The organism is Bacteroidota bacterium, assembly GCA_018698135.1.
GTDB lineage: Bacteria > Bacteroidota > Bacteroidia > CAILMK01 > JAAYUY01 > JABINZ01.
The window spans coordinates 1-6,583 of the sequence record JABINZ010000100.1 but is presented as its reverse complement, the minus strand read 5'-3'; the positions used below and the strand labels follow the sequence as shown (position 1 = coordinate 6,583).

At 34.0% G+C, this 6,583-nt stretch carries 8 protein-coding genes; 6 read left to right on the top strand and 2 right to left on the bottom strand.

What is annotated here, in order from left to right; all coding sequences use genetic code 11:
• The 5 genes from HOG71_06340 to HOG71_06320 form a co-directional block, all read left to right on the top strand.
• Nucleotides 1-319 (top strand): DUF4943 family protein (locus tag HOG71_06340; protein MBT5990455.1); only part of this gene is annotated, 319 nt, incomplete at its 5' end.
• On the top strand, nucleotides 249-1,328 hold the full coding sequence (locus HOG71_06335; GenBank protein ID MBT5990454.1) for an NAD-dependent epimerase/dehydratase family protein: 1,080 nt from the start codon (nucleotides 249-251) through the stop codon (nucleotides 1,326-1,328). The genes HOG71_06340 and HOG71_06335, both read left to right, overlap by 71 nt.
• Nucleotides 1,315-2,073 (top strand): DUF1295 domain-containing protein, encoded by a 759-nt coding sequence (locus HOG71_06330; GenBank protein ID MBT5990453.1) that lies wholly within the window; start codon nucleotides 1,315-1,317, stop codon nucleotides 2,071-2,073. Before HOG71_06335 ends, HOG71_06330 begins: the two co-directional genes overlap by 14 nt.
• Before the next feature lie 86 nt (nucleotides 2,074-2,159).
• The gene (locus HOG71_06325) at nucleotides 2,160-2,903 is read left to right on the top strand and encodes a DUF4197 domain-containing protein (protein MBT5990452.1); all 744 of its coding nucleotides are present in this window, start codon (nucleotides 2,160-2,162) and stop codon (nucleotides 2,901-2,903) included.
• 92 nt (nucleotides 2,904-2,995) lie between these two features.
• Complete coding sequence (locus HOG71_06320) at nucleotides 2,996-3,634, top strand: T9SS type A sorting domain-containing protein (GenBank protein ID MBT5990451.1); 639 nt, start codon at nucleotides 2,996-2,998, stop codon at nucleotides 3,632-3,634.
• Nucleotides 3,635-3,657: 23 nt separating this feature from the next.
• Here HOG71_06320 and HOG71_06315 read toward each other — a convergent pair whose 3' ends face one another.
• Both HOG71_06315 and HOG71_06310 read right to left on the bottom strand, forming a co-directional pair.
• Nucleotides 3,658-5,091 carry an MFS transporter gene (locus HOG71_06315; protein ID MBT5990450.1) on the bottom strand — a complete coding sequence of 478 codons (1,434 nt, stop codon included), beginning with the start codon at nucleotides 5,089-5,091 and terminating at the stop codon, nucleotides 3,658-3,660.
• Nucleotides 5,092-5,117: 26 nt separating this feature from the next.
• Nucleotides 5,118-6,020: a T9SS type A sorting domain-containing protein gene (locus tag HOG71_06310; protein ID MBT5990449.1), complete on the bottom strand. Its 903-nt coding sequence runs from the start codon at nucleotides 6,018-6,020 to the stop codon at nucleotides 5,118-5,120.
• Nucleotides 6,021-6,266: 246 nt separating this feature from the next.
• Between HOG71_06310 and HOG71_06305 the strand changes: the two genes are divergently transcribed.
• A partial coding sequence (locus HOG71_06305; GenBank protein ID MBT5990448.1) for a mechanosensitive ion channel family protein occupies nucleotides 6,267-6,583 on the top strand: 317 nt, incomplete at its 3' end.

Genomic DNA, 6,583 nt, shown 5'->3' with positions numbered 1-6,583 from the left:
ATTAATAGATAAGTTTCCAAGAAATCCCTTATCATCATATGGACAAAATGAAGTGAAACTTGGGTTTGTTGCCCTGTGGTCTATCGAATCTATTCGAAAAAGCTACAACATTACCGATATGGATCGTTATGGAAGATTTCCGTCATCCAATTCAGTACCAGTTATGACCGATTTAAATTATCAAATTAATGAAAGTGATAGCATACTAGATTTTATGGTAGAACAATACAAAAACTGGTGGGACAAAAATAAATTATCGGATTTCAATTACTATCGGTTTATCAATCCATTGGAATCTACTGGACTTCGTTGGAAATAAAAATTCAGACCTGAACTCAACTTCTAAAATAGCCATTACAGGTGCAAGTGGGCACATTGGAGCAAATCTTTGTCGCCAGCTTCATGCAAAAGGTTTTCAGATGAAAGCTCTCATTTTTCAGGATGATCGGGCTATTCAGGGTTTACCTATTCAAATAATTAAAGGAGACGTTACTGATCCTGAATCATTAGACAAACTGGTTGAAGATTGTGAAGTCGTTATTCATTTGGCAGCTGTCATTTCCATTGGATCAAAAAAATCCGATCAGCAACTGCACATAAATACGATAGGAACAAAAAATATTATTCAGGCATGTAAAAAAGCAGGTGTAAAACGACTCATTCATTTTAGCTCCATTCATGCCTTTGATCAAAATCCAATCCATGAAAAATTGGATGAAAGCAGAAAAGCCGTATCGATAAAAGGTTTTGCATACGACCGATCAAAACACAGCAGCGAAAAAGACATCATTGCCGCCTCAAAAGAAGATTTAGAATGCATTATACTAAACCCTACAGCTGTTTTAGGTCCATTTGATTTCAAACCCTCTTTATTAGGCCAGACATTAATGCGATTGAAAAAAGGAAGCTTGCCAGCTTTGGTTCCTGGTGGTTTTGATTGGGTTGATGTACGGGATGTTGCTGAGGCAACAATTGCTGCAATTACCAAAGGGCAAAATGGCGAAAAATATTTGCTTGGAGGAAGTTATAAAAGCCTGAAGGACTTAGTTGATTTGGCTGCGCTTAGTCACTCCATTAAAAAACCTATCATTAATTGCCCTTACACTATTGCTTTAATGGCATTGCCTTTTTTGAATGTATGGAGTAAATTAAACAATAAACCGCCTTTGTATACTCGCATGTCGTTGGATACATTAAAATATGCAAATCGCCATGTTTCGCATGAAAAAGCTTCCAGAGAATTAAACTTTAATCCCAGACCCTTATCTGAAACATTGAAAGATGCGTATGATTGGTTTGATAAAAACCCCCAATATGCTGAATTATGATAGCTTTATTCTAGTAAATTGGATTTGGATTGGCATAGCCTTACTAATATTTCCTGTTCTTCTCCGAATAACAGCTCCTTATGGTCGACATATCAAAAATAGTTGGGGAAAATTAACAAATAATAGATTTGGATGGATAGTGATGGAAACTACATCTCTGCTTGTTTTCTCAATTTTCTTTCTTTGGAATGGCTTTCAGCACGGACTATTACCCTGGATTTTTTTTACTGCATGGGTATTTCATTATGTAAATCGCTCGTATATTTTTCCTTCTCGAATTCGAAGTAAAGGGAAAAAGATGCCTCTTTCCATCATGTTTATGGCTATTTGTTTTAATTTCATGAATGGTTTTTTGAATGGCCATTATTTAGGAAATTTAAGTCATTATAATCTTGAATGGCTATGGAGCCCACAATTTATAGTAGGCACACTCATTTTTGTGACAGGTATGATTATCAATATGCAATCAGATTCCATATTGATCTCATTAAGAAAAAAGAACACTAATGCTTATTCCATTCCCTTTGGAAAATTATTCAATTATGTTTCCTGCCCCAATCATTTAGGAGAAATTATTGAATGGGCTGGCTTTGCTTTAATGACATGGAGTTTGCCAGGTCTGGCCTTCTTCATTTGGACTGTCACTAACTTATTGCCCCGATCAGTGGCTCATCATAAATGGTATAATAAGGAATTTGACAATTATCCAGAAAATCGCAAAGCTGTAATTCCTTTCATCATATAATTGATTTGTATAAATTATTATTAATCACTCCCTTCTATTTAATTGAGGCAATATTTTTGTAATTTTGCTTACATAAAAAAATAAGCATGAAAAAGATATCAGTAGCCCTATTGGTCGTAAGTTTTTTACTTTCTGGATGTGAAATATTACAAAACATCAGTTATGAAGACGTTGAAAAAGTTTTGGAATCTGGACAAGGAACTACACCAAAAGCATTAACCAATGCTGAGGTCATTAAAGGACTCAAAGAGGCTCTTAATGTGGGTACACAGAATGCAGTTAATAGGTTAAGCAAAGAAGATGGCTTTTTCAAAGATCCAATTCTAAAAATACCTTTCCCTCAGGAAGCTCAATTTGTAGCCGATAAACTCCGACAAGTGGGTTTAGGTGATATGGTTGATAATTTTGAATTAAAATTGAATCGTGGTGCAGAAGCTGCTGTAGTGAAAGCAGTTCCAATTTTTGCATCATCAGTGAGCAGTATGAGTATCCAGGATGCAATGGGTATTTTAAAAGGTGCCGATAATGCGGCAACAACCTATTTTAAGGGTAAAACTTCAGATGCTTTATTTAAGGCATTTGCCCCTCAAGTGCAAGGAGTACTTGATCAAATGGAAATATCAAATTATTGGACCGACTTAACATCTGCTTATAACAAAATTCCTTTCAGTCAAAAAGTGGAAACAGATTTAACTAAATATGTGACCAACAAAGCAATGGACGGACTTTTTATGAAGATTGAGGCAGAAGAGAAAGCCATACGTAAAAATCCAATAGCACGTGTTTCAGATATCTTAAAACGCGTATTTGGTTCATTGGATACTAAATAATCCATTTCCCTTCATATCGCTAAGCTTAATTAGATTCAGTTTAATTATCGACTTCAATACCGTATCTTTGTTGTTAATAAATTGACTGTTTTATGAAATACAAGAAAATATTTTTTTCATTAAAAAAAATAATTATCATATTAAGCATTTTGATTATCACCTATTCATCCAAAGCAACAATACATATTGTAAAAGTTTGGGATGGATATGCCCAGTTTGTTAGTCATGCTAATTTCTCATCAGACATTAGCATTCAACTGGGTGATACTGTTCAATGGCTCCCGCTGGATGTTCCTTCTATGGTTCATACCATTACTTCAACAAATATTCCTGCAGGAGCAGCTACTTTTGATCAAATATGGCAAGCTCCTGCTGATACTTTTTTTCAATATGTCCCTACAGTTGCTGGACTATATGAGTATGAATGTACACCTCATGCAATTTCTTTTGGCATGGTCGGAACAATTACCGTATTAAGTAATTCAACATCAATAAAAGCCAATGATACTGAAAAAAGTGCTTTTCAATTTTATCCAAATCCAACTACAGGTTTAATTCATACGACAGAATCTCAGTCAGTATTTACCTATAATGTGTATGACTTAAGTGGAAAAATTCGCTTATCTGGTCAGACATTAAACGAAGTGAACATTTCTGATTTTAAAAATGGATTATACTTTCTTGAGATTGTTGGTGAGAAGCCTCAAATCATCCGAATTATAAAACATTAGTAATTTCGCAAAAGCAATTTTGCTTATTTACTTTTCAAAAGCAATTTGTCGTAAAGTAATAAGGCTATGGCAGTAAATACACCTATGGAGGTATATACTATCCAAATGTTATCTGGACTATGATTTGTCCATAATAATTGAGTAAGTTCTATATCTGTTAAATTCAATACATCTTTTGCTTGATTCCAATAATCGGTTTTACTGAAACTTTCTGTTATCTCAGGTAAATCTAATCCCCGATTGGTTATTTCTTGCTTAAGTAAAGTAGTCTTGTCGGCAAAACGAGCATATACTTTTCCTGAAAGTGGCCCACCAATAAAATTCCCTCCCGCTATTGGTAAAAAAGACATGCCCATGTAGAGTGCTACTTTATCTTTAGGTGCTATACGACCAATATATTCTGTTATTTTAGGAGAACTAGACATTTCACCTATGGCAAATACAAATATTGACGCAAACAGAAACAAACCATTTTGAAAAACAAACCATAATCCAAGGCCAATTGAAGCAATAAAAATCCCACTAATCATTGCATTTAAGGGCTTATATTTCATTACTATGGTAGAAATCAATAGCTGAAACAAGATGATGAAAAATGAAACCATATTCAAAATGAGTTCCGGATTAATGGTGCCTGCAGCCGTTCCAAATTTCCTGGCAAGAAAAGGAAATATAGTTGCAACTAAATTATAGATTGGTGTTGTATCTATCCAATCCTGAATAAAAACGGGTAGTGTAAAAAACAATTGCCAATACATAACCCAGAATCCGACAATAATAAGTAGAAATACAGCAAACTTGAAATTGCTGAGTACTTCTACAATGTTTCTAAAAATCTTAATAATGGCTTGAAATAGCTTGTCCGATTGCTTTTCCCTATTGGGTTCTTTGTAAAACAAGAGCACCAAAATCATGTTCAGACTAATAGCAGCAGAGGAAATAATAAAAACATAAACCCAATCGATTTCCCTGTAAACTGAAGCAACTGCAGGTCCGATAAAAGAACCAATATTCACAATCATATAAAAAATCCCAAAACCAATGGAAGAAGTCTCCTCGGTTGTCGTTTTGGCTATTGTTGCCGAAACTACAGGTTTAAATAAAGCAGCTCCAATGGCCGTATAAACTAAAACGAGCATCATACCATTGTATGAATCTGCTTGCCCAAGCATATAATAGCCCGAAATTAGAATAACATAGGAAATAACAAGTGTTAGCTTGTATCCAATTCGATCAGCAATGGCACCCGTTAATACTGGAAGAAAATAAACAATTCCTCCAAACGTACCCATTAAAACCCCCTTTTGCATATGGGTAAAACCCATTGCACCTGTATCTTTTGAATTCGTAATATATAAGGCCAATACAGCTAAAATTCCATAATAAGCCCACCTCTCGAAGAGCTCCATGCTGTTGGCAATCCAGAAAGTACGTGGGAATTTCTTGACAGTGGATATAAAACCTGGCATTGTTAATTTTTAGGTTAACGCAAAATCAGCTTCTTGATGTAATTAGCATCTTTCGTATTTGATTTTACAAGATAAATACCCTTTGGCAAATGACTAAGGTCAATTGAAGTGGTTTTATCTTTAATTATTTGCTTGAAAACTTCCTGTCCCCAAAGATTCGTCAAAGAAATAAATGCCTCTGTTTCATGATTTAAACGTATGGTCACTTGATTTGTTGCTGGATTTGGATATACATCAAATTGAACTTCATTCCGATCTTCAGCTAAACTACTGGGTGTATAATCAAACCACATGCTATCAATCAATAATAAGGAACCTGCAGGTGGTGTTTCATTACTGGATGAAAGAATAATAATATTTAAGCTATCAGGATCATCTTGTGACCAATAATTGATAAATACCTCAAAAGGTGTCCAAATACTATCAGTTGCTCCTCCTTCAAAAAAACCAATTCCAATTGTATCTAATTTATCGTTAACACTATCATACTTAAACGTATTAATCGCAATTAACCATTGGTCTCCATCTTGTGGAATATATTTATGATAACCTTTTAAACGCAGTGGGCGATTGGTAAAAGATACACCTCCATAAATAGAATATTCCATGGTAGACGTATTAACATCAAAATCTCCTATGGTCATAAAACCAGGTACAATGGCCATTCCTCCTAAAATAGACATACTCTCTAATCTGGCAGCATAACTTCCTGCATACACATCAGTGCTTTCTTTAGTCACAGAAAATACAAATAATGGTGATGTAGCTTGATTAGGAGTTTTCCAATATTGAGGGTCTTCATATGTCCCATATTTAATCCAATTTTCCATGTCAGCATTAGGTATTTCCTGAGCAAATATGCTTGAGGATATAAAAAGAGAACTCATGAACATCAATAAACTAAATAAATATCTCATAATTATTATTTAAAATCAATTTAATAAATTTGCATTAAAACTAATTAGAAATTACCCTAGCTTAGAAAAGCTAATATATTAATAGGTTTTCAATATAGAGAAAATTTGAGTGCGAAAATCCGAAATTTTTATGGATAATATTAGAATTATCTAGGATTAGCGTATCACCAGTAAGTTTTTACTTCAGCATGAGACTTTTAATAAAATTGACCAAAATTTCAGGTAAAACAACAAAATAACTAAATAATGGAAAATCTTGACAAGTATAGTGAGAAAGGTATTGAGCTACTACTATCATATGCCCCTAAATTAATTTTAGCACTTATAACTCTAATTGTTGGTTTATGGATTATTAAACACTTTATTAAAATACTAGGGAAAACTTTCAAAGAAAAGAAACTGGACGAATCACTTAGTCCATTCTTATTATCCTTGATTGGTGTAGTATTTAGAATTTTACTCATTATCAGTTTAGCTTCAATGATCGGTATTCAGATGGCTTCATTTATTGCCATTCTTGCAGCAGCTGGCTTGGCAATTGGATTGGCCTTATCTGGAACTTT

Excerpts from the sequence above, each read along its gene's own strand:
- HOG71_06330 (MBT5990453.1), top strand. The coding sequence starts at position 1,315 with ATGCTGAATTATGATAGCTTTATTCTAGTAAATTGGATTTGGATTGGC.
- HOG71_06325 (MBT5990452.1), top strand. The coding sequence starts at position 2,160 with ATGAAAAAGATATCAGTAGCCCTATTGGTCGTAAGTTTTTTACTTTCT.
- HOG71_06320 (MBT5990451.1), top strand. The coding sequence starts at position 2,996 with ATGAAATACAAGAAAATATTTTTTTCATTAAAAAAAATAATTATCATA.
- HOG71_06310 (MBT5990449.1), bottom strand. The coding sequence starts at position 6,020 with ATGAGATATTTATTTAGTTTATTGATGTTCATGAGTTCTCTTTTTATA.